Origin of the sequence: Pseudohaliea rubra DSM 19751 (genome assembly GCF_000764025.1) — a bacterium.
Lineage (GTDB): Bacteria > Pseudomonadota > Gammaproteobacteria > Pseudomonadales > Halieaceae > Pseudohaliea > Pseudohaliea rubra.
This window is the reverse complement of sequence record NZ_KN234745.1, coordinates 194472-217468: the sequence shown is the minus strand read 5'-3', so window position 1 is coordinate 217468 and position 22997 is coordinate 194472. Positions and strand designations below refer to the sequence as shown.

Annotated in this window: 23 protein-coding genes and 2 tRNA genes; 19 read left to right on the top strand and 6 right to left on the bottom strand. The window is 65.4% G+C overall.

Annotation, left to right across the window (positions count from 1 at the left end; translation table 11 throughout):
* Positions 1 to 12: 12 nt before the first annotated feature.
* A complete protein-coding gene (locus tag HRUBRA_RS01015) occupies positions 13 to 663 on the bottom strand; it encodes a peroxiredoxin (RefSeq protein ID WP_035513581.1) in 651 nt (216 codons plus the stop codon).
* A 68-nt stretch (positions 664 to 731) separates the two neighbouring features.
* Positions 732 to 1616 (bottom strand): MBL fold metallo-hydrolase, encoded by an 885-nt coding sequence (locus HRUBRA_RS01010; RefSeq protein ID WP_035513580.1) that lies wholly within the window; start codon positions 1614 to 1616, stop codon positions 732 to 734.
* A 193-nt stretch (positions 1617 to 1809) separates the two neighbouring features.
* On the opposite strand from HRUBRA_RS01010, the gene HRUBRA_RS01005 reads away from it, so the two are divergent.
* Entirely contained in the window at positions 1810 to 2565 is a 756-nt protein-coding gene (locus HRUBRA_RS01005; protein ID WP_035513577.1) for a hypothetical protein, read from the top strand.
* A 48-nt stretch (positions 2566 to 2613) separates the two neighbouring features.
* Here the strand turns inward: HRUBRA_RS01005 and HRUBRA_RS01000 are convergent, their stop codons facing one another.
* Positions 2614 to 3057, bottom strand: coding sequence for an Rrf2 family transcriptional regulator (locus tag HRUBRA_RS01000; RefSeq protein WP_035513576.1), 444 nt, complete (start codon positions 3055 to 3057; stop codon positions 2614 to 2616).
* A gap of 115 nt (positions 3058 to 3172) precedes the next feature.
* Here HRUBRA_RS01000 and HRUBRA_RS00995 point away from each other — a divergent pair, with 115 nt between their 5' ends.
* The 3 genes from HRUBRA_RS00995 to HRUBRA_RS00985 all read left to right on the top strand — a co-directional run bounded on the left by HRUBRA_RS00995 (position 3173) and on the right by HRUBRA_RS00985 (position 5730).
* Complete coding sequence (locus tag HRUBRA_RS00995) at positions 3173 to 4156, top strand: Tll0287-like domain-containing protein (protein WP_052094237.1); 984 nt, start codon at positions 3173 to 3175, stop codon at positions 4154 to 4156.
* 5 nt (positions 4157 to 4161) lie between these two features.
* Positions 4162 to 4479 (top strand): NifB/NifX family molybdenum-iron cluster-binding protein, encoded by a 318-nt coding sequence (locus HRUBRA_RS00990; RefSeq protein ID WP_035513574.1) that lies wholly within the window; start codon positions 4162 to 4164, stop codon positions 4477 to 4479.
* A gap of 66 nt (positions 4480 to 4545) precedes the next feature.
* Positions 4546 to 5730: a BaiN/RdsA family NAD(P)/FAD-dependent oxidoreductase gene (locus tag HRUBRA_RS00985; RefSeq protein WP_035513572.1), complete on the top strand. Its 1185-nt coding sequence runs from the start codon at positions 4546 to 4548 to the stop codon at positions 5728 to 5730.
* A gap of 147 nt (positions 5731 to 5877) precedes the next feature.
* Here the strand turns inward: HRUBRA_RS00985 and HRUBRA_RS15255 are convergent, their stop codons facing one another.
* Positions 5878 to 6051, bottom strand: coding sequence for a hypothetical protein (locus tag HRUBRA_RS15255; protein WP_154664291.1), 174 nt, complete (start codon positions 6049 to 6051; stop codon positions 5878 to 5880).
* Positions 6052 to 6231: 180 nt separating this feature from the next.
* On the opposite strand from HRUBRA_RS15255, the gene HRUBRA_RS00980 reads away from it, so the two are divergent.
* On the top strand, positions 6232 to 8403 hold the full coding sequence (locus HRUBRA_RS00980; RefSeq protein WP_035513570.1) for a TonB-dependent receptor: 2172 nt from the start codon (positions 6232 to 6234) through the stop codon (positions 8401 to 8403).
* A 54-nt stretch (positions 8404 to 8457) separates the two neighbouring features.
* Here the strand turns inward: HRUBRA_RS00980 and HRUBRA_RS00975 are convergent.
* Positions 8458 to 8545: transfer RNA gene (locus HRUBRA_RS00975), tRNA-Ser, on the bottom strand.
* Positions 8546 to 8606: 61 nt separating this feature from the next.
* Entirely contained in the window at positions 8607 to 11540 is a 2934-nt protein-coding gene (gene rne / locus HRUBRA_RS00970) for a ribonuclease E (RefSeq protein ID WP_035513569.1), read from the bottom strand.
* A 584-nt stretch (positions 11541 to 12124) separates the two neighbouring features.
* Between rne and HRUBRA_RS00965 the strand changes: the two genes are divergently transcribed.
* The 14 genes from HRUBRA_RS00965 (at position 12125) to HRUBRA_RS00900 (ending at position 22951) form a co-directional block, all read left to right on the top strand.
* Positions 12125 to 13123 carry an RluA family pseudouridine synthase gene (locus tag HRUBRA_RS00965; RefSeq protein ID WP_052094236.1) on the top strand — a complete coding sequence of 333 codons (999 nt, stop codon included), beginning with the start codon at positions 12125 to 12127 and terminating at the stop codon, positions 13121 to 13123.
* Between the two features lie 184 nt (positions 13124 to 13307).
* A complete protein-coding gene (locus tag HRUBRA_RS00960) occupies positions 13308 to 13790 on the top strand; it encodes a YceD family protein (RefSeq protein WP_052094235.1) in 483 nt (160 codons plus the stop codon).
* A gap of 4 nt (positions 13791 to 13794) precedes the next feature.
* Entirely contained in the window at positions 13795 to 13977 is a 183-nt protein-coding gene (gene rpmF, locus HRUBRA_RS00955; protein WP_035513567.1) for a 50S ribosomal protein L32, read from the top strand.
* Positions 13978 to 14061: 84 nt separating this feature from the next.
* Entirely contained in the window at positions 14062 to 15012 is a 951-nt protein-coding gene (fabD, locus tag HRUBRA_RS00950) for an ACP S-malonyltransferase (protein ID WP_035513566.1), read from the top strand.
* A gap of 11 nt (positions 15013 to 15023) precedes the next feature.
* Positions 15024 to 15767, top strand: a complete 744-nt coding sequence (gene fabG, locus HRUBRA_RS00945) for a 3-oxoacyl-ACP reductase FabG (RefSeq protein WP_035513565.1) — start codon at positions 15024 to 15026, stop codon at positions 15765 to 15767.
* A 118-nt stretch (positions 15768 to 15885) separates the two neighbouring features.
* Positions 15886 to 16122: an acyl carrier protein gene (gene acpP, locus HRUBRA_RS00940; RefSeq protein ID WP_035513564.1), complete on the top strand. Its 237-nt coding sequence runs from the start codon at positions 15886 to 15888 to the stop codon at positions 16120 to 16122.
* 115 nt (positions 16123 to 16237) lie between these two features.
* Positions 16238 to 17479, top strand: coding sequence for a beta-ketoacyl-ACP synthase II (gene fabF, locus HRUBRA_RS00935; protein WP_084592374.1), 1242 nt, complete (start codon positions 16238 to 16240; stop codon positions 17477 to 17479).
* Between the two features lie 7 nt (positions 17480 to 17486).
* Positions 17487 to 18326 carry an aminodeoxychorismate lyase gene (pabC, locus tag HRUBRA_RS00930; RefSeq protein ID WP_035513561.1) on the top strand — a complete coding sequence of 280 codons (840 nt, stop codon included), beginning with the start codon at positions 17487 to 17489 and terminating at the stop codon, positions 18324 to 18326.
* Positions 18308 to 19339: an endolytic transglycosylase MltG gene (mltG, locus tag HRUBRA_RS00925; protein WP_035513559.1), complete on the top strand. Its 1032-nt coding sequence runs from the start codon at positions 18308 to 18310 to the stop codon at positions 19337 to 19339. Before pabC ends, mltG begins: the two co-directional genes overlap by 19 nt.
* Positions 19340 to 19987: a dTMP kinase gene (gene tmk / locus HRUBRA_RS00920; RefSeq protein WP_035513557.1), complete on the top strand. Its 648-nt coding sequence runs from the start codon at positions 19340 to 19342 to the stop codon at positions 19985 to 19987.
* Positions 19984 to 21000 carry a DNA polymerase III subunit delta' gene (holB, locus tag HRUBRA_RS14540; RefSeq protein WP_161787581.1) on the top strand — a complete coding sequence of 339 codons (1017 nt, stop codon included), beginning with the start codon at positions 19984 to 19986 and terminating at the stop codon, positions 20998 to 21000. Before tmk ends, holB begins: the two co-directional genes overlap by 4 nt.
* A complete protein-coding gene (locus HRUBRA_RS00910) occupies positions 20997 to 21347 on the top strand; it encodes a PilZ domain-containing protein (protein WP_035513556.1) in 351 nt (116 codons plus the stop codon). Before holB ends, HRUBRA_RS00910 begins: the two co-directional genes overlap by 4 nt.
* Before the next feature lie 273 nt (positions 21348 to 21620).
* Complete coding sequence (locus tag HRUBRA_RS00905; protein ID WP_052094233.1) at positions 21621 to 22688, top strand: beta-N-acetylglucosaminidase domain-containing protein; 1068 nt, start codon at positions 21621 to 21623, stop codon at positions 22686 to 22688.
* Between the two features lie 176 nt (positions 22689 to 22864).
* A tRNA-Leu gene (locus HRUBRA_RS00900) sits at positions 22865 to 22951 on the top strand.
* Positions 22952 to 22997: the final 46 nt, after the last annotated feature.

Here is a 22997-nt window from a genome sequence, read left to right as displayed (position 1 = left end):
CGGAGCCGAAGCTTAGAGGCTCTTCTGACAGAAGTAGAAGTCCGTGCACTCGTACTCACCGCTCGCCATGCGCTCGGCGGCTTCCGCTGCCGTCTTCGCCGGCGGCACGATGACCTTGTCGCCCGGCTGCCAGTTTTCCGGCGTGGCGACGCCGTGCTCATCGGAGGTCTTCAGCGCATCGAGGAGGCGCAGGAACTCGTCGATGGAGCGGCCGTTGCTCATGGGGTAGTAGACCATGGCGCGCAGGATCCCCTCGGGGTCTATGATGAACGTCGCGCGCACCGCGGAGGTGTCGGCGGCGCCGGGGTGGATCATCCCGTAGGCGCGGGCGACATCCATCTTCAGGTCCGCGATGATCGGGAAGGGGATCTCGACCCCGAACTTCTCCTCGATGTTGCGCATCCAGGCGATGTGCGAGTGCGTGCTGTCGATGGACAGGCCGAGGAGTTCCGCGCCGCGCTGGCGGAAGTCATCCGCGCGGCGGGCAAAGGCGATGAACTCCGTCGTGCACACCGGGGTGAAGTCGGCGGGGTGGGAGAACAGCACCAGCCACTTGCCCTTGTAATCGTCGAGGCTGCGGGGCCCGTCCGTGGTCGGGGCGTTGAAGGCCGGCGCCGGCTCGTTGAGGCGGGGGAGGCCGATCGTTTCGTTGCTTGCTTCCATGGTCTTGCTCCTTGCTCGGGTTGTGTGCGCCTGCGGGCGCGGGTTAAGGGGCGGCTTGCGCCGCTGGCTTACAGCGTGTTCAGGGGGACGCGCAGGTAGCGCGTGCCGTTGTCGTCCTCGTTCGGCAGCTCGCCGGCTTTCATGTTGACCTGCAGCGAGGGAATGATGAGCCGCGGCATGGCCAGGCTGCGGTCACGCTCCTCGCGCAGGCGGGTGAAGGTCTCTTCGTCGATGCCGTCGCGGGCGTGAATGTTCTCCGCGCGCTGCTCGGCAACGGTGCTCAGGTGCTTGAGCTCACGGCCGCCGGGGGCGTAGTCGTGGCACATGAAGAGCCGGGTCTCCCCGGGCAGGCTCAGTACCCTGCGGATGGACCGGTACAGCGTGGCCGCGTCGCCGCCGGGGAAGTCGGCGCGGGCGGAGCCGGCATCCGGCATGAAAATCGTGTCGCCGACAAAGGCGGCATCGCCGATCACGTGGGTGGTGCAGGCCGGCGTGTGGCCGGGCGTATGCAGCACTTCTGCCTCCAGCGCACCGATGCGGTAGCGGTCGCCGTCCTTGAACAGCCGGTCGAACTGCGAACCGTCGCGCTGGAATTCCGTGCCCTCGTTGAAAATCTTGCCGAAAGTTTCCTGAACGACATCGATGTGTTCGCCGATGCCCGTGCGGCCGCCCAGGGCAGCCTGCAGATAGGGCGCAGCGGAAAGATGGTCGGCGTGGACGTGGGTCTCGACGATCCACTCCACGGTCAGCCCGCGTTCGCGAACAAAGGCGATGATGCGGTCAGCGCCGGCGTAGCCGATCCGCCCCGCGGCGTAATCGAAGTCGAGCACGGAATCGACGATGGCGCAGGCGCTGCTGGACGGGTCCTCGACCACGTAGCTGAAAGTATTGGTCGGCTCGTCGAAAAAATGGGTGACGACGGGTTTCAGGGTGTTTGCGTCGGCGGCGGTCATTGGCGTTCTCCCTTGGCCTGTTGTGTTGCAGTGAACCCAGCATAGGGCGAGGCCAGAAAAAGGTGAAACCGTTAAAAAAGTTAATAAAGATCGGTTTTTCAGATATAGCATCGTGCTGGCCAGGGAAGCAGGCCGACCGCGCGGGATTCCGGTAGACTGCCGAGCTTTCTGATCCTACCGGAGCGAACCCGCCATGCATCGACGCCGCCGTCTCCCGCTTTTCGTAATCCTGTTGCTGGCCAGCGCCGTTCCCCTGACCGGGGTGCGGGCCGAGGACACACCGCTGCGCATCCTCGTGCGCGCCGATGACGCGAAATTCATCGGCACGGGCGTGGGCGGGCTCTACGCGACGGTGCGCGACGCGGACACGGGGGAGCTCCTCGGCGGCGGCGCCGTGGCCGGGGGGACGGGCGACACGGCGGCGCTCATGAGCGAGCCGCGGCCTCGCGGCGCTACCGCCGTTAGCGACGATGCAGCCAGTCTGGCACTGACCCTGGACCTCGAGCAGCCCAGGCGCATCGAGGTCAGTGTGACGGGGCCTCAGGCGGTGGCCCAGGGGCGGCAACGGGTGACGACGACCACCTGGCTCCTGCCCGGTCAGGACCGCTCCACGTATCCACTGGTGCTGCACCTGAACGGGTTGCTGGTGGACCTTGTCGGCTACGACAGCACGCGGGCGGGGCTGAGCATCGAGGCTGATGTCTCCATGCTCTGCGGCTGCACGATCACCGACGACGGCCCCTGGCGGGCCGGGGACTACCGGGTGGAAGCGCTGCTTTATCGCGAGGGCGAGATCCTTCACCGCGCCCCGCTGGCGTTCACCGGTGAGACAGGTCGCTTCGCCGGTACGCTGCCTCCAGCGAAGGGCGAGGCACGGGTTCTCGAAATCCGGGCACTGCAGGTTTCCACCGGTAACGCAGGCGTTTTTCGCGAAGATATCGTCAACTGATTGATCTGGTCTCCGGGCAGGCTTCTGCGCCGGCCCTGGTCGGTTGGTTCACGCTATGGCTGCCAGCGCCAGTCGATCGCGAAGGGCGGTCTCGTCTGTTACGAGATCAGCGAGGGTGCTGCCGTTCAGCTCGCGGTAGAAGCCTTCGAGGCCCCGCCGCAGCAACCCCGTGAGTTTGCAGGTGCCGGCGATACGGCACCGGTTGCGCGCTGGATTGAAGCACTCCACGAAGTCGCCGGTGTCTTCGAGGTCGCGGACCGCCTGGCCGACCGGGATAGCCTCCGGTGCGCGGGCGAGTGCAATGCCGCCGTTGCGCCCTCGGACCGTCCGCAGATAGCCCAGCTGGCCGAGGTGCCGCGCCGATTTCAGCAAGTGCGCCCGGGAGATGCCGTAGGCCTCCGCCACTTCCGGGATCGTTACGAGCCGGTCCCGGTGGAGCGCGCAGTACATGAGGATGCGCAGCGAGTAATTTGTGTAGCTGGTCAATCGCATCGTTCAGTCTCCCGGGCTTTCCCGTGCTTGCCTTGCATTAGAACATTAAACTATTATAACAAATAACACTTATTGACCGGCGAGGAAAGTTCCCCCCGCCTGACTGGAGTTCGCGATGACAAGACAGAACTGCTTCAATACCCGCCGTGTGCCGGGGGCGCTACTGGCAACAGCGCTCGCCGCAACGCTCGGGGTCGCTGTCGCCAACGCTGAAGAGACGCTGGACGAGAGCGCCATGGCCACGGGCTTCCAGACGCTCGAGAGCGCCTGCTTTACCTGCCATAGCCCCGATGCGGCGCCGGCTGACCGGATCGCCCCGCCCATGGCGGCTATCCGCCACCGCTACCTCATGGGCAATGGTTCCTTCGAGGCCTTCCGCCGCGACCTCGTGAATTTCGTCAACGATCCGTCCGCCACCAACGCCCGCATGCGCGGTGCGGTGAACCGCTTCGGTCTCATGCCGAAGCTGTCCTTCGACGAGGCCACGCTCGATGCGGTCGCTTATTACCTTTATTACACGCCCCTGGACAGGCCGGGTTGGTCCTATGCCCGCGACCGGGCGCGCTACGCAGCGAGGGGAGCGGGGCCCGTTACCACGCAGGACTACCTTCGCTACGGGCAGCAGGTAGCCATGCAGACCAAGACCGAGCTCGGCAGTAACCTGAAGAAGGCCTTGAAGGAGGGCGGTCCCGAGCATGCCGTCACGTTCTGCAAGGCGCGGGCTCAGCCGATCGCGGCCGAGATGTCGGCCAAGCTCGATGCGTCTATCCGTCGGGTGAGCGACCGGCCGCGCAACCCGGCCAATGCGGCCGATGCGGAGGAGCTCGCTATCATTCGTGAGCTCCAGGGAGCGCTCGCTGCTGGAGAGAAGCCTGCGCCTGCGCTGCGCGAGCGCGATGACGAGGTGGTGGCCTACTATCCGATCGTCACCAACGGCATGTGCCTGCAGTGCCACGGCAAGGCGGGTTCAGAGATCAGCCCGGCAACGCTTGCCCTGATCAAGCAGGAATATCCCGACGACAAGGCGACCGGCTACGGCCCCGACGAACTGCGCGGCCTGTTCGTGGTCGCTATGCACAGAGCGAAGCACGAGGATTGAGCCTCATGAAGATTGCAATCACCAGCCAGAACCGCCGTACCGTGACAGCCCACGCGGGACGCTGCCGGCGCTTCTGGGTCTATGACGTCGAGGACGGCCGGGTGACGGGTAAGGCGCTCCTCGAGCTGGCGAAGACGGATACGCTGCATGAGGTCTCGCCGGGTATACCCCATGAGCTCACGGCCATCGACGCGCTGGTTTCCACGGGTATGTGCGACAACCTGGTTGCGCGGCTGAAGCGCAACGGAATCGAGGCGCGCCAGACCGCCTGCGAAGAGCCGGACGAGGCGCTGCAGCGACTGCTGGCAGAGGGCGTCTCCTAGCCGCTGCCTGATCACGGCGAAGAGGCAGGGTATACTTTCGGCCTTTCTGCCATACCTCCTCTGCCCATGAAGCAACAGCCCGATGTCATTGTCGTCGGCGGCGGCGCCAGCGGCCTGATGTGTGCCATCAGCGCCGGCTACCGCGGCCTTTCCGTGCAGGTGCTGGAGCTAGGGCCCAAGGTGGGGCTCAAGATCCTGGTCTCCGGCGGTGGGCGCTGCAATTTCACCAATCGCCTCGCGGACCCTCGCGAGCACTTCCTCTCCGACAATCCGCACTTCTGTATCTCTGCCATGAAGCGCTACACGCCTGAAGACTTCATCGCCATGGTGGAAGCGGCGGGTATCGACTACCACGAGAAAAAGCTCGGGCAGCTGTTCTGCGATCACAGTGCCCGGGATATTGTGGCTATGCTGCTGCAACACTGCGAATGGGCGGGCGTTGAGATTGCCGTCCGGCAACGGGTCACCGCGATCCGGCCTGCCGCCGGGGGCGGCTATGCCGTGGAAACCGAGTCTGACCGCCATGAGGCGCCCCGTGTGGTGCTTGCCTCCGGTGGGCTGTCGATGCCGAAAATCGCCAGCGACCTTGCCTTTCGCTTCGCCCAGGGCCAGGCGCTGGACGTGGTTCCGCCGCGGGCGGCCCTGGTGCCACTCACCTGGAAAGCCGCCGACAAGACCCGCTTTGCGCCGCTTTCCGGTATCTCCCTGGAGGCCCTTGTCACGGTCAACGGCATGAGTTTCCTGGAGAACATCCTGTTTACTCACCGCGGTCTCAGCGGGCCGGCGATGTTACAGGTCTCATCATACTGGCGGGACGGTGATCCCGTGGTGATAAATCTGCTGCCGGGCCGGGATGCTGCAGCGTGGCTCCGCGATGCGCAGCAGCGCAATCCGCGGCAGCAGCTTTCCTCGCTGCTGAGGGGTGTGTTGCCGCGACGCCTTGTCGAGCAGCTGTGCATGATGTGGTTTGAGGACGGGCGGCTCGGCAGTGTGCCAGGCGCTGTACTGCAGGCGGTAGGTGAACGGCTGAACGCCTGGGAGTTCCTTCCGAATGGCACCGAGGGCTACCGTACCGCGGAGGTTACCCTGGGCGGTATCGCAACCAGCGAGGTCTCCTCCAGAACCTTTGAACTGAAGAAAATGCCCGGCGTACACGTTGTCGGTGAGGCCCTGGATGTGGCGGGCTGGCTGGGCGGTTATAATTTCCAGTGGGCCTGGGCCTCCGGGTGGTGTTGCGGTCAGCACCTTTAGCTAGCAACGCTTCGAACTTCAGCCCCCACATGAACTGCTGACCGAGGGCGCCGCAGCGCTGAAGTGAAAGAGACGGTTGCAAAAGGGATTCATTCGCATAACAATCTGCGGCCGTCGTGGGCCGCACGCCGGCGCCGCCGCTGCTGCCTACTCTAACCGTTTGAGCTTCACGCCCTGATGCACAAGCTTCGCCAGACCCTTCGCACCTTCGGGACTCTGCCAGCCGCCATGCTGCTGGTGTTCCTTGCTGCGCAGGTTGAACTGGCCGGCCACCTCCATGGGGCTGACGATCCCATCGTCGATTGCGCACAGTGCCAGCATTACAATGGCGACGCCGCCGTTTCGGGCACCGGCGCAGCTCCGCTCTTAATTCCGCAGCCAGCCAGCCCCGACCAGCCGCTGGTCGCGGCGCCCCTTAGCACCCCTTACCGTCTCCAGGCGCGAGGTCCGCCAGCCCTTTCCTGATAGTCATACACCCTCGTTTACTATTAGGAGAAAGTCATGAAGCGCACTCTTCTTGCGGTCTGTGTTGGCGCCGCCAGCCAGGCTATGGCAGAAATTCCGGAATCACGGATCGAGCACGTGCTTGTCACAGTGCCCATTCACAAGAAGGCAGCGGAAACCGCGCTGCCTGTCACCATCCTCACCGGCGACGAACTACGGCGCCTCACCGCCAGCAGCCTCGGTGAAACTCTCGGCGATCGCCCGGGCATTTCCAACTCGTCCTTCGGCCCCGGCGTCGGCAGGCCGGTGATTCGTGGCCAGGCCGGACCCCGCACGATCAATCTGACCAACGGCATCGCCGCGGCAGATGTGTCCAGCCTCAGCCCCGACCACGCTGTCAGCATTGAACCGATGCTGGCTGAAACGGTAGAGGTACTCCGCGGGCCGGCGACGCTGCTCTACGGTGGCGGCGCCATCGGCGGCGTGATCAACACCCTTGACAACCGGATTCCGGGCCAGCGTATTGATGGCGTGCAGGGTGCCGTGGAGTATCGCTACGACGAGGCGGCGGACATGGATACCGGCGTGCTCAAGCTCGAAGGAGGCACAGGCAATTTCGCCTTCCATTTGAGTGGCACCTTCAGAGAGTTCGACGATCTGGAGATTCCCGGCCTGGCGATCGATGAGGCAGCCGTGGAGCGGCAGGAGGAACTCCTGGGTCTTGAGCATGCTGACCACGATCACGAAGAGCATGACCACGAGGAGCACGACGAGGAAGAACTGGAGAACTCCGATGGCTTCATCGCCAACACGGACGGTGAATCGGACGTCTTCACCATCGGCGGCAGCTACCATTTCGGGGAGCGCAACTTCGTCGGTTTTGCCTACAACAGCTTCGAGACCAACTATGGTATTCCGCCCGGGGCTCACGAGCACGACCATGGCGACGAGCACGGTGACGAGCACGAGGAGGAAGGTCACGAGGAGGAAGGTCACGAGGAGGAAGGTCACGAGGATCACGCGCACGGTGAGGAAGATGAGAACATCCGCATCGACCTCAAGCAGGAGCGCTACGACGCGCAGCTGCACATGCATGACCTTATGCCCGGGCTGATTGATGTGGCCCGGGCCTACCTGACCTACACGGACTACGAGCATGTGGAACTCGAAGGCATGGAGATCGGTACGCAGTTCGATCGCCAGACCTACGAGGGCCGCCTGGAACTCGTCCGCGAAGGGGCGAACCACGGTGTCCTGGGCCTTCAGTGGCGCGCCGACGAGTTCGAGGCGATCGGTGACGAGGCCTACGTGCCGGCAACGGACTCTTCCGAGTGGGGCCTGTTCTATGTCCAGGACTTCCACACGGCCGACTGGCTGTTCGAGCTTGGCGGGCGTGCGGATTACGTGGAGCGCGATCCGGCCACGGGGTTCGAGGAGGATTTCACCAGCTTCAGCCTGTCGGGAACGGCGCTCTACACGATCAGCCCGCATTGGAACATCGGCCTCTCCCTGGCGCGTTCGGCGCGGGCGCCGTCTACGGAGGAGCTCTTTTCCAACTTGAATAACGCGGAACAGCAGCTGGTCACCCATGCAGCCACGGGCATCATCGAGATCGGCGATCCCGACCTCGATGAAGAAGTCTCCCTTAACGCAGACCTCTCTCTCACCTGGCAGGGGGAGCGTTCTTTCGCGGAGCTGACGGTGTTCTACAACACCTTCAACGACTACATCTTCCTGCTCAACACAGGGGGAGCTGTAGGCGAGACGCCGGTCTTCGTTTATGAGCAGGATGATGCGGACTTCTACGGTGTGGAGTTCGAGTCAAGCGTGGACCTGGCCAGTCTGGGCGGCGGCGACCTCACGCTCGGTGTCTTCGGTGACATGGTCAATGGCGAGTTTGACGATGCCGGCGACGTACCTCGGCTGCCACCGCTGCGCGTTGGCAGTGAGCTGTCCTGGCGCAGTGACAATCTGGGCATCTACGTCAGCGTTCTCAGCGCTGAGGAGCAGGACAGCCCGGGCGATTTCGAGACCGAGACCGACGGTTACACCCGCTGGGACGCCGGCATCGACTACAACGTACAGTTTGCCGGTGATACGCGGCTTCTGGCCTTCCTCAAGCTGAAGAATATCGGCGACGAGGAAATCCGCCTCAGCACCTCCTTCCTGCGGAATTACGCACCGCAGCCGGGGGAGAGCATTGAGGCGGGTGTGCGCCTTACATTCTAGAAAGCTTCTGGAAACGGAAACGGCACCGCGAAGGTGCCGTTTCTCCTCATGTTATGGCGGTGGGCCAGGGATTCGAACCCCGGGAGGGTTGCCCCTCAACGGTTTTCAAGACCGCCGCTTTCGACCACTCAGCCAGCCCACCGTGAATACGGGATTATACGGCACTGCCGGCGGCTAACAACCGCCGGTAGTGCCTTTTAGTATCAGGCCTGCTGGCCTGCAGCGTCTTTGTTGCCGCGGGGGCCGCGGGGATCGTTGCTGGCACGCGGTACATTGCGTGCCGGGGGCGCCACGGCCGGCGCCGGCGTGTCACTGAACAGGGTAATGTGCGCCGTCTCGATGCGCAGCTCGTTGACCGGTGCCGGTGCGATACGAGGGTCGTTCGGCGCGCGGCTCCCGGCGTCGGTTCCCCTCGCGGGCGTCGGGGTCGCGTCCTGCGCGGGCTGCTGCTCGTTGGCAGCGGCCTGGCTGCGCACAGGCTCCGGGTGGGCCTGCTCGAGGATGGGCTCCTCTTCTGTTTCGGCGAGGGGCGCCGTGCTCGTGCTTTCCCCCGTAGCTTCATCACCGATGGACGCGGTCGGGCCCGGTGTTTCCTCATCGGTCCACGCGGTGGGGGAGGTGGCGTCAGCCGCGGCAGCCCGTGGTGTGTCTTCGACCGGGGCGGGTGCATCTTCCTGCCCGGTTGCCGGCTGCTCCGGGTCTACGCCGGTCTCGGACGACGCCGTAGTAGCCGCATCGTCGGAGGCCGTGTCGGCTGCGCTGTCTCTGGCAACCTTGTCGGCGATGGCCTTGGGCAGTTCGACATTGGCGCCGTCTCCGCCGGTGATGTTCTCCGGCAGGTCCAGGGCCTCCGTCTCCCGGCGGCGGCGCTGGGGGCGGGCACGCTTCATGTCGCTCGGGCGACGGCGCAGGTCAGCGTCGTCCTGACCCTGCTCGGCGCTTTCCTTGGGATCCAGGTCACTGTCCTGAGCTTCAAGGGAGTCGTCCTCATCCGGGTTGTAACCGGTCTCGTAGTGGTCCGACCGGCTGTCGGCCTGACTCTCTGCCTGGCTGTTGCCGCTCGTGTCGCCGCTGCGCCGTGGCTTGCGCCGGCGCCGACGGCGGCTGCTACTCGACCGCTGCTCGCCATTGCTCTGATCGGTCTGGGAACTGTCGTCGGCAACATTGTCAGCGCTCTGGGTTTCAGCGCCGGCAGCTTCGACTGCTTCCTTCGGCGCGTCCTCCCGCGGCCGGCGCGGCTTACGGCGACGGCGACTGGAACCTTCCTTCCGCTCCTCGCGCTCTTCACTGTTATCCTCGCGTGGCTTGCGGGCCGTCGGTGGCGGTTCGGGGGTGGGTACGGTTTCCGCAGGCACCACAGGCTCAGCCGGGCCGAAGAGCGTCACGGCGAGGCGGCGCAGAAGGCCTTCCCGGGGAGCAGCCGGTACGGCCTGCGGTGCAGCGGGCGTCGCCGCCCTGGCTTCGGCGGGCGGCGTCGCGGGTTCCGCCGCGGGGGTCTGCGCCTCGACAGCTTCACGGCTCACCGGGGCGGGCTGCGTGGGCCGCGGCGCCTCGACAATAGCTTTCGGCGGGGCAGCCACGGGGCTGTGGGCATCGCTGATCTGATCTGCCTCCGGCACCTCTACGTCAATTTTGTAGCTGGTTTCGTGGTCGCCGTTCACTTCGTCGTCACGCAGGCGCTGCACGTCGAAGTGCGGGGTCTCCAGGTTCGGGTTGGGGACCACAAGGACCCGGGCGCGGGTGATACGCTCGATATCGGTGAGAGCGTTTCGCTTCTCGTTGAGCAGGTAGGCGGCCACATCGACGGGCACAATGGCGCGGACTTCGGCGCTGCGCTCTTTGATGGCCTCTTCCTCCATGAGCCGGAGGATGGACAGGGCAAGGGACTTGGTGTCGCGGATAGCGCCCTGGCCGGTGCAGCGCGGGCAGACGATGGCACTGGTCTCGCCGAGCGATGGGCGCAGCCGCTGCCGCGACATTTCCAGCAGGCCGAAGCGGGAGATGCGGCCCACCTGCACCCGGGCGCGGTCCAGCTCGAGCGCGTCGCGCATGCGATTCTCAACCTGGCGCTGGTTGCGCGCAGCAGACATGTCGATGAAGTCAATAACGATCAATCCGCCCATGTCCCGCAGGCGCAGCTGGCGGGCTATCTCGTCGGCCGCTTCGAGATTGGTCTGCAGCGCTGTGTCCTCGATGTTCGCGCCTTTGGTGGCCCGCGCCGAGTTGATATCGATGGACACCAGGGCTTCCGTCGGGTCGATGACGATGGAGCCGCCGGAGGGCAGGCGCACTTCGCGCTGGAAAGCCGTCTCGATCTGGCTTTCGATCTGAAAGCGGTTAAAGAGAGGAGTGCTGTCCTCGTAGAGTTTGATGCGGTTCAGGTACTTCGGCATGACCATGCCGACAAAGTCCGTGGCCTGGCGGAAGGCCTCCGGAGAGTCGATGAGCACCTGGTCGACATCGTCCCGAAGGTAGTCGCGCACGGCGCGAATGATGACGTTGCTTTCCTGGTAAAGCAGCACCGGTTTGGCGTTCTCCTGGCCTGCGGTACTGATCGACTCCCAGAGCTGGAGCAGGTAGGCCAGGTCCCATTGCAGTTCTTCGGCGCTTCGGCCGACGCCGGCAGTGCGGATGATCACGCCCATGCCGTCGGGGATATCGAGAACGCTTAATGCTTCGCGCAGCTCTGCGCGATCGTCACCCTCAATGCGACGGGAGATGCCGCCGGCCCGGGGGTTGTTCGGCATGAGCACCATGTAGCGCCCGGCGAGGCTGATAAAGGTCGTGAGCGCGGCGCCTTTCGTGCCGCGCTCTTCCTTGTCGACCTGGACGATGATCTTGGTGCCTTCCTTGACCACGTCCTTGATCTTCGTCTTGCCGTCTGCGTCGGCAGGCTTGCGATAAAAGTACTCGCGGGCAATTTCCTTGAGGGGGAGGAAGCCGTGGCGGTCGGCGCCGAAGTCCACGAAAGCGGCTTCGAGGCTGGGTTCCACGCGGGTGATCTTGCCGACGTAGATGTTGGCTTTTTTCTGCAGACGGGTGCGGTTCTCGATGTCAAGATCGTACAGGCGCTGCCCGTCCACGAGGGCCACGCGCAGCTCTTCTGGCTGCGTGGCGTTGATAAGCATTTTCTTCATGCTGCGACTCACCTTGTGAAAGGTTCGCCGGAAAGGCACCTGTGCGTGACCCACGCGCGGTGGGACCGCGCTGCTGGCGTTTCGTTTACCCGGGTAGGGCCCAGGGGAACACGACGCTTCGGATACTCCTGCTTGCACAAGTGAATGACATGCGCCGGCGCGGCGGCGTGCCGCTGGCCGGGGACCACCACCCGGTGATCGAGCCCGGCAGCCTGTGGGCGCCGGGCGATGCTGTCCTGTCTGCTTTCCGGATAACCTTGCTATATCGGTTTTCCCGGGGGCAGGGGGCTGGTGTCATGTTCCTGGGTGGCGTTGCGCGCGGCTCTGGCGGGGCTTTGTCTGTACTGCAGAAACTGCACTATAGAGCAAAGGCGTCGCCGGCTCTTGGTCTCGCGCCGCTGCCCGTGCCTCCTGCACCGGGTCCTGGCGTGCGTCGGCTGCCGCGATCCCGGCCTTGGCGGGTTACAGCGGCGTCGATTTGCCAGCCCGGCACAGGGTGTTTACAGTAGCCGGGCTTCGCACCGGGCGCAGCATAGCAACTATTCCTACGCTACTCAAATATAAGAGGAAAGAACGGGCGCACCATGGGTGAGCAGTACGCCGGCCGCGATGCCGACAGGAATCTCCCCGCGGAGCGCAGTGGCGTACGCTTTCTTATTGTGACGGCCCGCAGTGAGGGGCAGCGCCTCGACAACTTTCTGCTCCGGGAGCTGCCGGGCGTTCCCAAAACCCGTCTTTACAAGGCGCTTCGCAAGGGCGAGGTCCGCGTCAACAGGGGACGCGCCAAGCCCGGGCAGCGGTTGACCGAGGGCGACAGCGTGCGCCTGCCGCCGCTGCACCAACCCGCAAGGCGCAAGCCGCCACCGGTACCCTGGCACTGGGCTGAGCGCCTCGCCGGCCGTGTTGTCCTTGAGGACGAGAATCTTCTGGTCATCAACAAGCCTTCGGGGCTGGCCGTGCACGGGGGCAGTGGAGTGAACCTGGGCCTGATTGAATGTCTACGCCAGCTCAGACCCGAGGACCGGGATCTGGAACTTGTACACCGCCTCGATCGCGATACCTCCGGTCTTATTCTCGTAGCCCGGCGGCCAAGGGCGCTCAAGGCACTGCACGAGAAGCTGCGCGGCGACGGTGTGGAGAAGGTCTACCTGGCGTTGGTGGCAGGCCGCTGGCCACGCGGCTTGCATGAAGTCGACGCCCCGCTCGAGAAGCAGGCCCGGGCCTCCGGGGAGCGGGTGGTGCGGGCCTCGGCCGCAGGCCGTCGCTCCCTCACGCGTTTTCGGGTGGTGGAGCGCTTTCCGACGGCCACGCTCGTGGAGGCGCGGCCCGTCACCGGGCGCACGCACCAGATCCGCGTACACGCCTTGCACGCTGGCCACCCCCTGGTAGGTGACGTGAAGTACCAGGGGGAACGGGAAGCCACCCTGGCCGAACAGGGCGGGCTTGAGCGTCTTTTCCTGCACGCCTGGCGGCTGTGCTTTTCTCTCGGCGATCCACTGCGGGCTTATGACCTTGTGGCGCCGCTCGATCCAGACTTGGAAGACTTTCTCGAAAAGCTTCGTAACACCATGAAAAAAAAATAAATATTATTTTTACGCAGTCGATTGCGGCCAGCGCCTACCGGGGCGGCTCCGTCCTCGCATTGTTGAAGCCATTGTTCTGTAAAGATTTTTTTGACAACGCCGGGGGCCGGCCCTATAGTGCGCGCCTATGTCGACTGGCCCCCTCCCGCGAGCGCTCGATTTTCGCAGGGCGGCGTCCCGGGAGGTGCGCGTCAGCGGAAGCCTGCGGCCCGCGGATCTGCCGCGTCTGTTGCCGCTGCTCGCGGGGACGCGGGGTACGATCGCGGTAGCTATCGATTTTCACCGCGACGATGAAGGACGCTTCCTGGCCAGCCTTGCCGTCGACGCAGTGCTGCCGGTTGAGTGCCAGCGTTGCCTGGAAACGGTTGACGAAGTGCTGGCACCGCGGAGCGAGCTGGCCGCGGTGTACACCGACGAGCAGGCCCGGCAGTTGCCGGCACAGCTGGAACCGGTGCTGACCAGCGACGAGGAGGTGGATCTCTGGGAGTTGGTGGAGGAGGAGCTGGTGCTGGCTCTGCCGCCTTTCTCCTATCACAGCGATCCGGCCTGCATCGACAGGCTGGCCCCGGACGGGGTGCAGCAGGAGGCACCGGCGGAGGCGCCGGCGAGAGACAACCCATTTGAGGTCCTGGCGACATTGAAGCGGGACCGGGATTCAGGAGAGTAGCACCATGGCTGTTCAGCAGAACAAGAAGACCCGTTCGCGTCGCGGCATGCGCCGCTCCCACGACGCCCTCGGTGGCAACACCCTGTCGGTGGATCCGGTATCCGGCGAAACCCATCGTCGTCACCACGTGACGGCTGACGGTTTCTACCGTGGCAAGAAGGTCGTCGAGACCCGGAACGACGACTGACCCAACCCGCGCCGGCTGCTGCCGGCGACGGCGTCCCCGGGGCGCCGGCCACCGATGCATGGGCCCGCCCCCAGGAGCGCACCGATGACCGACAGCACCCTCGCGTTCGTCTTTCCCGGCCAGGGATCGCAGCGGACAGGGATGCTCTGCGACGCACATGCTCGATTCGAGTGCGTGCGTGAGACCTTCCAGGAAGCCTCCGATGCCCTTGGCTATGATGTCTGGGGCCTCGTCAGTGGCGATGATCAGGACGCGCTCAATCTCACTGCTATTACCCAGCCCGTGCTGCTCACCTGCAGCGTGGCGCTGTGGCGCGCCTGGCAGGCGGCCGGCGGCGCCCCGCCGGCGATGATGGCAGGGCATAGCCTCGGTGAATTCTCTGCGCTCACCTGTGCCGGCAGCTTTGCGTTTGATGATGCTGTGCGCCTTGTGCGCCTGCGTGGTGAGGCCATGCAGACGGCGGTGCCGGTAGGCGAGGGCGCTATGGCCGCAGTGCTCGGGCTTGATGATGCAGTGATTGAGCGCATCTGTGCTGAGGTGACCGCTGCCGGCAGCGGCATTGTAGAGGCCGTCAACTACAATGCGCCGGGGCAGGTCGTGATCGCCGGCGGGCGGGCCGCCCTGGACTCGGCGGTCGTGGCGCTGAAGGGAGCCGGAGCGCGCCGGGCTGTGTCCCTGCCGGTGAGCGCACCCTTTCATACCACCCTGATGGTTCCCGCCGGCGAGCGCCTTCACGACGCCCTGGCGGACCTGCCGGTGGCGGCTCCGGCGATCCCGGTTGTGCATAATGTCAACGCCGGGACGGCGAGCGATCCTGATGTTATCCGCGCGCTGTTGGTCAAGCAGATCTCCAGCCCGGTACGCTGGACCGATTGCATTCGCGCCATGGCAGCGAGCGGTGTACAGCGTGTGGCTGAGTGCGGGCCGGGCAAGGTTCTCGGCGGCCTCAACCGTCGCATCGACCGCACCCTTGAAAGCTGGTATCTCGAAGCGCCAGCTGACCTGGACGCATTGCAGGACGCGCTGGCGGCCTGAGGGAGAACACGATGAGTGAAGCGAATGCAGAAGCCCGCGTCGCCCTGGTAACCGGCGCCAGCCGCGGCATCGGCCGGGCTATAGCCCATGCACTTGCCGCTGCGGGGCATACGGTGGTCGGCACAGCCACGAGCGAGGCCGGCGCAGCGCGTATCGACGAGGACCTTGGTGACCGCGGTGCGGGGCGGGTGCTCGACGTCGGCGACGCGGCCTCCGTCGACGCGCTTGTCAAAGCGGTGACAGACGAGTTCGGCGCGCCGCTGGTGCTGGTTAACAACGCCGGCATCACCCGCGACAACCTGCTTATGCGCATGAAGGCAGAAGAGTGGGACGCGGTGATCGACACCAACCTCGGAGCTCTTTATCGCGTGAGTAAGGCCTGCGCCCGGGCCATGACCCGCGCGCGGTGGGGTCGCATCGTGAACATCACCTCCGTGGTCGGCGCCATGGGCAACGCCGGTCAGAGTAACTACGCCGCCAGCAAAGCGGGCGCCGGCGGTTTTACCCGCGCGCTGGCGCGGGAACTCGGTGGGCGCAATATCACCGTGAACTGCGTCGCGCCGGGCTTCATCGACACAGACATGACCCGGGAGCTCGGCGACGACCAGCGCCAGGCCATGCTGGCGCAGATCCCCCTGGGCCGTCTTGGTGAACCGGAGGAAGTCGCCGCTGTGGTCGCGTTTCTCTGCTCTGAGCAGGCCGCCTACGTGACCGGTGAAACGCTCCATATCAATGGCGGGATGTACATGACCTAGGCTGTTTTTCGAGCCGGAAAAGTCCTATTACTGCCCCGTAAAAACTTGTAAACTTCGCCCCCTGAGAGGGCGTCTCAATCGGGTACACCCCTTATAGCAGCAGGAGACAACAACAGTCATGAGCAGCATTGAAGAACGCGTAAAGAAGATCGTCGCCGAGCAGCTCGGCGTGAAAGAGGAAGAGGTGAACACCGAGGCGTCTTTTGTTGAGGACCTCGGCGCCGACTCTCTCGACACGGTCGAACTGGTGATGGCCCTCGAAGAGGAATTCGAGACGGAGATTCCCGACGAGGAAGCCGAGAAGATCACCACGGTCAAACTGGCCATCGATTACATCAACGAACATCTCGCCTGATTGTTGTAGCTGCCCGCCCCGAGGCCGCCTCTATTGCGCGATAGGGCGGCTTTTTTTGTGGCGGACCGGGCAGGTGGGTCATGCGCCGCTACGGTAGACTAGGGGAGCGGAAGCCTTGAAGGGCAGAAGAGTTGTCATCACGGGTATGGGCGCGGTGACTTCCGTGGGTCACACCGTCGCCGACAGCTGGGCAGCACTCCTGGCTGGTCGCAGCGGCGCGGCGCCGATCACCGCCTTCGACGTCAGCGATTACAGCACGCGTTTTGCCGCCAGCGTACGCGATTTCGATGTCTCGCCCTACCTGAGCAGCAAGGAAGCACGCAAGCTCGATACCTTTGTACAATATGGTGCTGCTGCCGGCATCCAGGCCATGGAAGACGCCGGCCTGGTGATCACCGAGGCCAACGCCGCGCGCGTGGGCTGCGCCATCGGCTCGGGGATCGGCGGTATCGGCCAGATCGAGAAAAATACGGAGATCGTGCGCACGGCCGGTCCGCGACGCATCTCGCCGTTCTTCGTACCCGGCTCTATCATCAACATGATCGCCGGCACGCTGTCCGTGCGCTACGGTATGCAGGGCCCCAACCTGGCCCTGGTCACCGCCTGCACCACGGGGACGCATAACATCGGTCTTGGCGGGCGCCTGATTGCGCAGGGCGATGCAGACGCCATGCTGGTCGGCGGCGCAGAGATGGCGACTACGCCCGTTGGGCTCGGTGGCTTTGCCGCCGCGCGGGCCCTCTCTACCCGAAACGATGATCCGGAAGCAGCATCCAGGCCCTGGGACCGCGATCGCGACGGCTTTGTGCTCGGTGACGGTGCCGGCGTGCTCCTCCTCGAGGAGTACGAAAGCGCCCGGGCGCGAGGCGCAAACATCTATGCGGAGCTCACCGGTTTCGGCATGAGTGGTGATGCCTACCACATGACCCTGCCGCCGGAAGATGGCCACGGGGCCGCCCTTGCCATGCGCAACGCCATTACCGATGCGGGGTTGCCGGCGGACGCCATCGACTATATCAATGCTCACGGTACCTCCACCCAGGCTGGCGACCGCGCCGAGAGCCGGGCCATTGAGGAGGTGCTCGGCCCAGCGGCGTCGAAGGTCGCTGTGAGCTCCACCAAGTCGATGATCGGCCACCTCCTCGGTGCGGCCGGTGCGGTGGAGGCGATCATCTCGATCCTGGCGCTGCGCGACCAGGTCGCCCCGCCGACCATCAACCTCCACAACGTGGACGAGGGCTGCAATCTCGATTACGTCCCGCATGCGGCGCAGGAGCGTTCCCTGCGCCACGTGCTCAGCAATTCCTTCGGCTTTGGCGGCACCAACGGCACCCTCGTCTTCAGCCAGCTCGCCTGAGGGCGTCATGACGACCGGCCTCTTCGTTGACGGCCGCCGGGCGTCTTCACTCCCCCTGCCGGATCGCGGTTTCGCCTATGGCGACGGTATCTTCGAGACGCTGCTCTTTCGTGGCCGCGAGGCGGCCTGGCTGGAGCTTCATGGGCAGCGCCTCGGTGCCGGCCTCGAGCGGCTGGGCATCCCCGAACCCCCCTGGCGGACTCACCTCGTTACGAGCCTGGAGGCGGCAGATCCGGCGCCGGACCGCTGGCTTGCGGTGCGCCTCACGGTCACCCGGGGAGGCGGGCCCCGGGGTTACGGCCCTCCGGCGGAGCCGATACCGCGCACGGTCATCGAGCTGTCGCCCGCGCCCCGGGACCCCCTCGCCGCTGCGGCCCCGCTGCACACGGCCCTGGCTGCCCTGCGCTGGGCCTGTCAGCCGGCGCTTGCCGGGCTCAAGCACCTCAATCGCCTTGAGCAGGTACTTGCCGCCCGGGAGTGCCGGGCGCGGGGGCTCGATGAACTTCTGGTCTGTGACACCGGCGGCGCGGTTATTGCCGCGACCAGTGCCAACCTGTTTGCGCTTCATGGGGACGTGCTCACCACGCCGGATCTCACGGCCTGCGGCATCGCCGGGACGCGCCGCCGATTGCTCCTTGAAACGCTGGCTCCCGCGCTGGGCCTCACCTGCCGGGTACAGACGCTGGGCCCCGATGCCATCGAGACTGCGGATGGGCTTTTCTGCTGCAACAGCCTGCGCGGTATCGTAGCCGTGGGCCGTTATGAACAGCGACAGTGGCGGGATGATCCGATGATTGAGCGGCTGCAGGTGGCGTACCGGGAGGCACTGTGCGCAAGCGTCGCCTAGCGCTGGGGCTTCTGGGCCTGTGCCTGGTCGCTGCGCTGGGCGCGCTCTGGATCGTTAATCGCTGGCAGCAGCCGGCGACGCTGCCCACCGGCGGTTATCGGCTTGTGGTGGGCGCCGGCGAGTCCCTGGCCGGTGTCAGCCGCCGCCTGCAGGCCGAAGGCATTATCGAGAACGCGCTGCTGCTGGAACTTTACGGCCGCTATACAGGTCTCGACGGACGGCTCCATCGCGGCGAGTATCTGCTGAGCGGGGCGCCGACGGCCGCAGAGATTCTCGATCAGCTGGTGGCGGGCGCGGTCATCGAGTACCAGGTGACGCTGCCCGAGGGTATTACCCTCGCACAGGCCCTCGCGATCCTCGCCCGGGAGGATCCCCTGGAGAGTGTGCTCGACGGCCCCCGGGACCCGCGGCTTCTCGGCCTCGCTCCGGAGCGCGCCTCTGCCGAGGGTCTGTTCCTACCAGAGACCTATCGTTATCGTCGTGGTGAAAGCGACTGGGCGCTGCTGCAGCGCGCGCACGCCGCGCTTGTGGCCGCGCTCGGGGTGGCCTGGGAAGAGCGGGCACCGGAGCTGCCGCTGGGTGAGCCCTACGAAGCACTGGTGCTGGCGTCTATTGTCGAGCGGGAAACGGGCGTGCCGGCAGAGCGCGACCGCATTGCCGGCGTCTTTGTTCGCCGCCTGCTCCGCGGCATGCGCCTGCAGACCGATCCAACAGTCATCTATGGCCTTGGAGAAAGGTATGATGGCAACCTCCGCCGGGAACACCTCAAGGATGACAGCAATCCCTACAACACCTACCGTCACAACGGCCTGCCGCCCACGCCCATCGCGCTGCCCGGACGGGCCTCACTGCTTGCCGCGGTGCAGCCAGCCCGGGGCAGCGCCCTTTACTTCGTCGCCCGGGGCGACGGCAGCCATGTGTTCAGCGACACGCTCGAAGAACACCGGCGCGCAGTCCGCGACTACCAGCTGCGCCGACGCGCCGATTACCGCTCTGCACCGGGACCCGGGTAGGTGAGCGGCCGGGGTCTTTTTATAACCCTCGAAGGCGGAGAGGGGGTCGGCAAGTCCACGGCGCTTGCGCATGTCGCTTCCCGGCTCGGTGACGCCGGTGTTCCCCTGGTGACGACCCGCGAGCCGGGGGGCAGCGCGCTTGCCGAGGACATCCGGGAGGTGTTGCTGGCCGTGCGCGAAGAGCCAGTGGACGATCTTGCCGAACTCCTGCTCATGTTTGCGGCCCGCGCCCAGCACCTGGCCCGGCGCATCCGACCGGCACTGGAAGCGGGGCAATGGGTGCTCTGTGACCGGTTCACGGACGCCACCTACGCCTACCAGTCCGGTGGCCGGGAGCTCCCAGCACGCTGGGTGCAGCAACTGGAGACTCTGGTGCAGGGCGAGCTGCGGCCGGACTGCACGCTGCTTCTCGACGCCCCCGTGACCCTCGGCATCGAGCGCGCGCGCGGCCGCGGCGACCTGGACCGCTTCGAGCGGGAGCAGGTCGCTTTCTTCGAGCGTGTGCGCGCCACTTACCTGCGTCTGGCCCGGGAGAGCAGCGGCCGCTATCGGGTGATCGATGCGGGCCAGCCCTTGTCTGCAGTGCGGGCGCAGCTCGATGTAATCTGCTCAGAGCTGCTGGCCTGCGAGAACGGGGACCGGCAGTGAGCGACGAGTTGGAAACGCTGTCGCCGGTCACGCCGCCACTGCCCTGGCAGCACGCTGCCTGGGAGCGGCTCCTGACCAGCCATCGGGACGGCAGCCTCCCCCATGCACTGCTCCTGGCTGGTCTCCCGGGGCTCGGCTGCGAACGCTTCGCCCAGGCTCTCGCCCGCTATCTGCTCTGTGAGGCGCCGGTGGAGGGCATGAATTGTGGACACTGCAAGGCCTGCCGCCTCTCGGCGAGCGGTGCTCACGGCGACTTCCTCGTCCTTGAGCCTACGGGCAAGGGTCTGGTCATTTCTGTCGGGCAGGTGCGTGAGGCCATAGCCTTCGGTACGCAAACAGCGAGCCTCGGGCGTTGCAAGGTGCTGCTCATCGCGCCGGCGGAACGTATGAACGCCGCGGCGGCCAATGCGCTTCTGAAGACCCTGGAAGAACCGCCGGCGGAGACCTACCTGCTCCTGGTCACCGGTGCGGAGAGCCGGTTGCCAGCGACGGTACGGTCCCGCTGCCAGGTATTGCGGTTCCCGGTGCCGGTCGAGGCGGAGTGCCTGCCGTGGCTTGCGGAGGGCGGCGACCCGGAAACCGCGCGGCAGGCGCTGGCCCTGGCGGCGCGACGGCCGCTGCGGGCGGCCGCGCTGCTTCGCGAGGGGGAGCTTGCAGCCGCGAGCAGGCAGCGGGCGGCGCTGGAGGCCCTGCTTGCGGGGCGCACGACAGCACCGGCGGTCGAGGTAGCGCTGGCAGAGCTTTCGCTGGAGGGGTTTCTTGAGCTCCTGGCCCGCGGTCTGCAGGACGCCGTGCGGGCGCTCGAAGGTCCGGCGCTGCGTGGTCCCCGCGGCCACGGCCTCCTCGCCAGCCTGGACGAGGTGCTGGGCGCAGCGCGGGCGGTCGCCGCCGGTGCCAACCCGCAGCCGGAGCTGGTACGCACAACGTTACTGGGCGCCGTCGAGACGCGCTTGGGAGAGCGGGGCGGCAATGCTAAACTCCGTTCCGTATTTTCGCCGGTGACGCGCCCGTGAGCGACGACCACAGCAGCCGCCAGGGCATCTTGTCCCTCACCATCAAGGACAAGGCCGTCCTGTACTCGGCTTACATGCCGTTCGTGAAGAACGGCGGGCTCTTCGTACCCACGAACAAGTCCTACGAGGTGGGGGATGAGGTCTTCATGCTGCTTACCCTCATGGAGGAGCCGGAAAAGATACCCATTGCGGGGCGGGTCATCTGGGTTACACCGCGCGGTGCGCAGGGCAATCGCACTGCCGGCATCGGCGTACAGTTCTCCGAGCAGGATGCGGGCGCGAATGCGAAGATTGAGGAGTACCTGGCTGGTCTTCTCGCCTCGGAAAAACCTACCCACACCATGTGAAAAATAGTTAGAGTATTACTTTTGCCTCCACTCCTAACACAATGATATTCAATAAAAAAGTGGGCTCCAAAAAGGAGCCCAATAAGACCATTAGGAGTGAAACATAAAGGAATTTCTTCCTTCGAAGAGCAATTGGGTTTGCTCTTGCGACCACACATTCCTGCGAGGAAATGGGATCACGACTTAAGTATCGCTGAATCATGACAATTTTCCATGCCCCTTTAGGGGAATATTTAGTTCATTTTGCTATAAAAAAAGAGCCCTGAAATCTCCATGACTGCTAACGTCATCGCGACCTCCAGGCTCACCGGAGCCATTGAAGGGTTTTATGGCCGTCCCTGGTCAGCGGCTGAGCGGTGGCAGTTGGTGACCGATGTGGGCGACCTCGGACTCGACGCCTACCTGTACGCCCCGAAGGCCGATGCGCACCTTCGGCGGCGCTGGTCGCTACCCTGGCCTGCAGCCGAGACTGCCGCGCTGGAGCGGCTGGCAGGCCACGCCCGCTCCTCGGGCGTTATGCTGGGCCTGGGCCTGTCGCCCTTCAAGCTGTACGAGGATTACGGCCCGTCGGCCCGGCGCAAACTGCAGGTGCGCGTCCGTCAGCTCGATGATCTCGGTGCGGCGCTGCTGGCCATCCTCTTCGATGACATGCCCGGCGATACCCTGGACCTCGCTGCGCGCCAGGGGGAGATCGTTGCCGATGTCGCGGCCTGGAGCCGGGCCGAGCGCCTGTTGGTCTGCCCGACCTATTACAGTGACGACCCGGTTCTCGACCGCGTTTTCGGCCCCCGGCCCGACGCTTACCGGGAGGCCCTGGGCGCCGCGTTACCCCCGGGGGCGGGCATCTTCTGGACCGGCCCCGAGGTCTGTGCCCCGGCCATCAGTGGCGCGGACCTCGCCGCGGCGAGCTCAGCTTTCCGCCGCCCGCTGACCCTCTGGGACAACTGGCCGGTAAACGATGGTGCAAAGCGCTCCCTGCATCTCTACCTCGGTCCACCACCACAGCGTGGCGGCGCCCTGGGAGCACATTGTGCAGGCCACCTGTGCAACGCCATGAACCAGCCCGCGCTCTCACTACCCGCTCTGGCTGGCCTTGCTGAGCTGCATGGCCGGATTGCAAGCGCGGCGCAGTGGCTCGAGGAGCGTCTGGGGCCCTCGGTCGCCGCGGCACTGGCGGAGGACGCGCCCCTCTTCGAGGCGCGGCCCCGGGACCAGCTCGACCGGGGCGAGCGGCGGCGGCTGCGCGAGCGCTACGCAGCACTGCCGGGCTCGGCGCCGCGCGAACTGCTGGCCTGGCTCGACGGCGCCTGGGCCTTCGACCCGGACTGCCTTACAGACTGAGTGCGGGCCAGTGAGCGCAGGCCAGTTGAACGGGTAGGGGGCTTGTGGCAGAATCTCGCGCCTTGAAGCGAGCCCGCCAGCCTGCCAACAAGATTGAAATCCGCTTTATTTTCATGGACTTGGGTCCAGTTTAGACGCGATTGCCGTGGTGGCGGGCAGGTGCAGAGCGTGTTCAGGCGGAAGTGGCGGAACTGGTAGACGCGCTGGATTTAGGTTCCAGTGCCTTAAACGGCGTGAGAGTTCGAGTCTCTCCTTCCGCACCAGGTGCAAGCGGCCTTTGGGCCGGAGTATGACAGCGAGCGGCGCCCG

Coding starts and splice junctions, on each gene's coding strand:
- HRUBRA_RS01015 (WP_035513581.1), bottom strand. CDS start 663: ATGGAAGCAAGCAACGAAACGATCGGCCTCCCCCGCCTCAACGAGCCG.
- HRUBRA_RS01010 (WP_035513580.1), bottom strand. CDS start 1,616: ATGACCGCCGCCGACGCAAACACCCTGAAACCCGTCGTCACCCATTTT.
- HRUBRA_RS01005 (WP_035513577.1), top strand. CDS start 1,810: ATGCATCGACGCCGCCGTCTCCCGCTTTTCGTAATCCTGTTGCTGGCC.
- HRUBRA_RS01000 (WP_035513576.1), bottom strand. CDS start 3,057: ATGCGATTGACCAGCTACACAAATTACTCGCTGCGCATCCTCATGTAC.
- HRUBRA_RS00995 (WP_052094237.1), top strand. CDS start 3,173: ATGACAAGACAGAACTGCTTCAATACCCGCCGTGTGCCGGGGGCGCTA.
- HRUBRA_RS00990 (WP_035513574.1), top strand. CDS start 4,162: ATGAAGATTGCAATCACCAGCCAGAACCGCCGTACCGTGACAGCCCAC.
- HRUBRA_RS00985 (WP_035513572.1), top strand. CDS start 4,546: ATGAAGCAACAGCCCGATGTCATTGTCGTCGGCGGCGGCGCCAGCGGC.
- HRUBRA_RS15255 (WP_154664291.1), bottom strand. CDS start 6,051: ATGCTGGCACTGTGCGCAATCGACGATGGGATCGTCAGCCCCATGGAG.
- HRUBRA_RS00980 (WP_035513570.1), top strand. CDS start 6,232: ATGAAGCGCACTCTTCTTGCGGTCTGTGTTGGCGCCGCCAGCCAGGCT.
- rne (WP_035513569.1), bottom strand. CDS start 11,540: ATGAAGAAAATGCTTATCAACGCCACGCAGCCAGAAGAGCTGCGCGTG.
- HRUBRA_RS00965 (WP_052094236.1), top strand. CDS start 12,125: ATGGGTGAGCAGTACGCCGGCCGCGATGCCGACAGGAATCTCCCCGCG.
- rpmF (WP_035513567.1), top strand. CDS start 13,795: ATGGCTGTTCAGCAGAACAAGAAGACCCGTTCGCGTCGCGGCATGCGC.
- fabD (WP_035513566.1), top strand. CDS start 14,062: ATGACCGACAGCACCCTCGCGTTCGTCTTTCCCGGCCAGGGATCGCAG.
- fabG (WP_035513565.1), top strand. CDS start 15,024: ATGAGTGAAGCGAATGCAGAAGCCCGCGTCGCCCTGGTAACCGGCGCC.
- acpP (WP_035513564.1), top strand. CDS start 15,886: ATGAGCAGCATTGAAGAACGCGTAAAGAAGATCGTCGCCGAGCAGCTC.
- pabC (WP_035513561.1), top strand. CDS start 17,487: ATGACGACCGGCCTCTTCGTTGACGGCCGCCGGGCGTCTTCACTCCCC.
- HRUBRA_RS00905 (WP_052094233.1), top strand. CDS start 21,621: ATGACTGCTAACGTCATCGCGACCTCCAGGCTCACCGGAGCCATTGAA.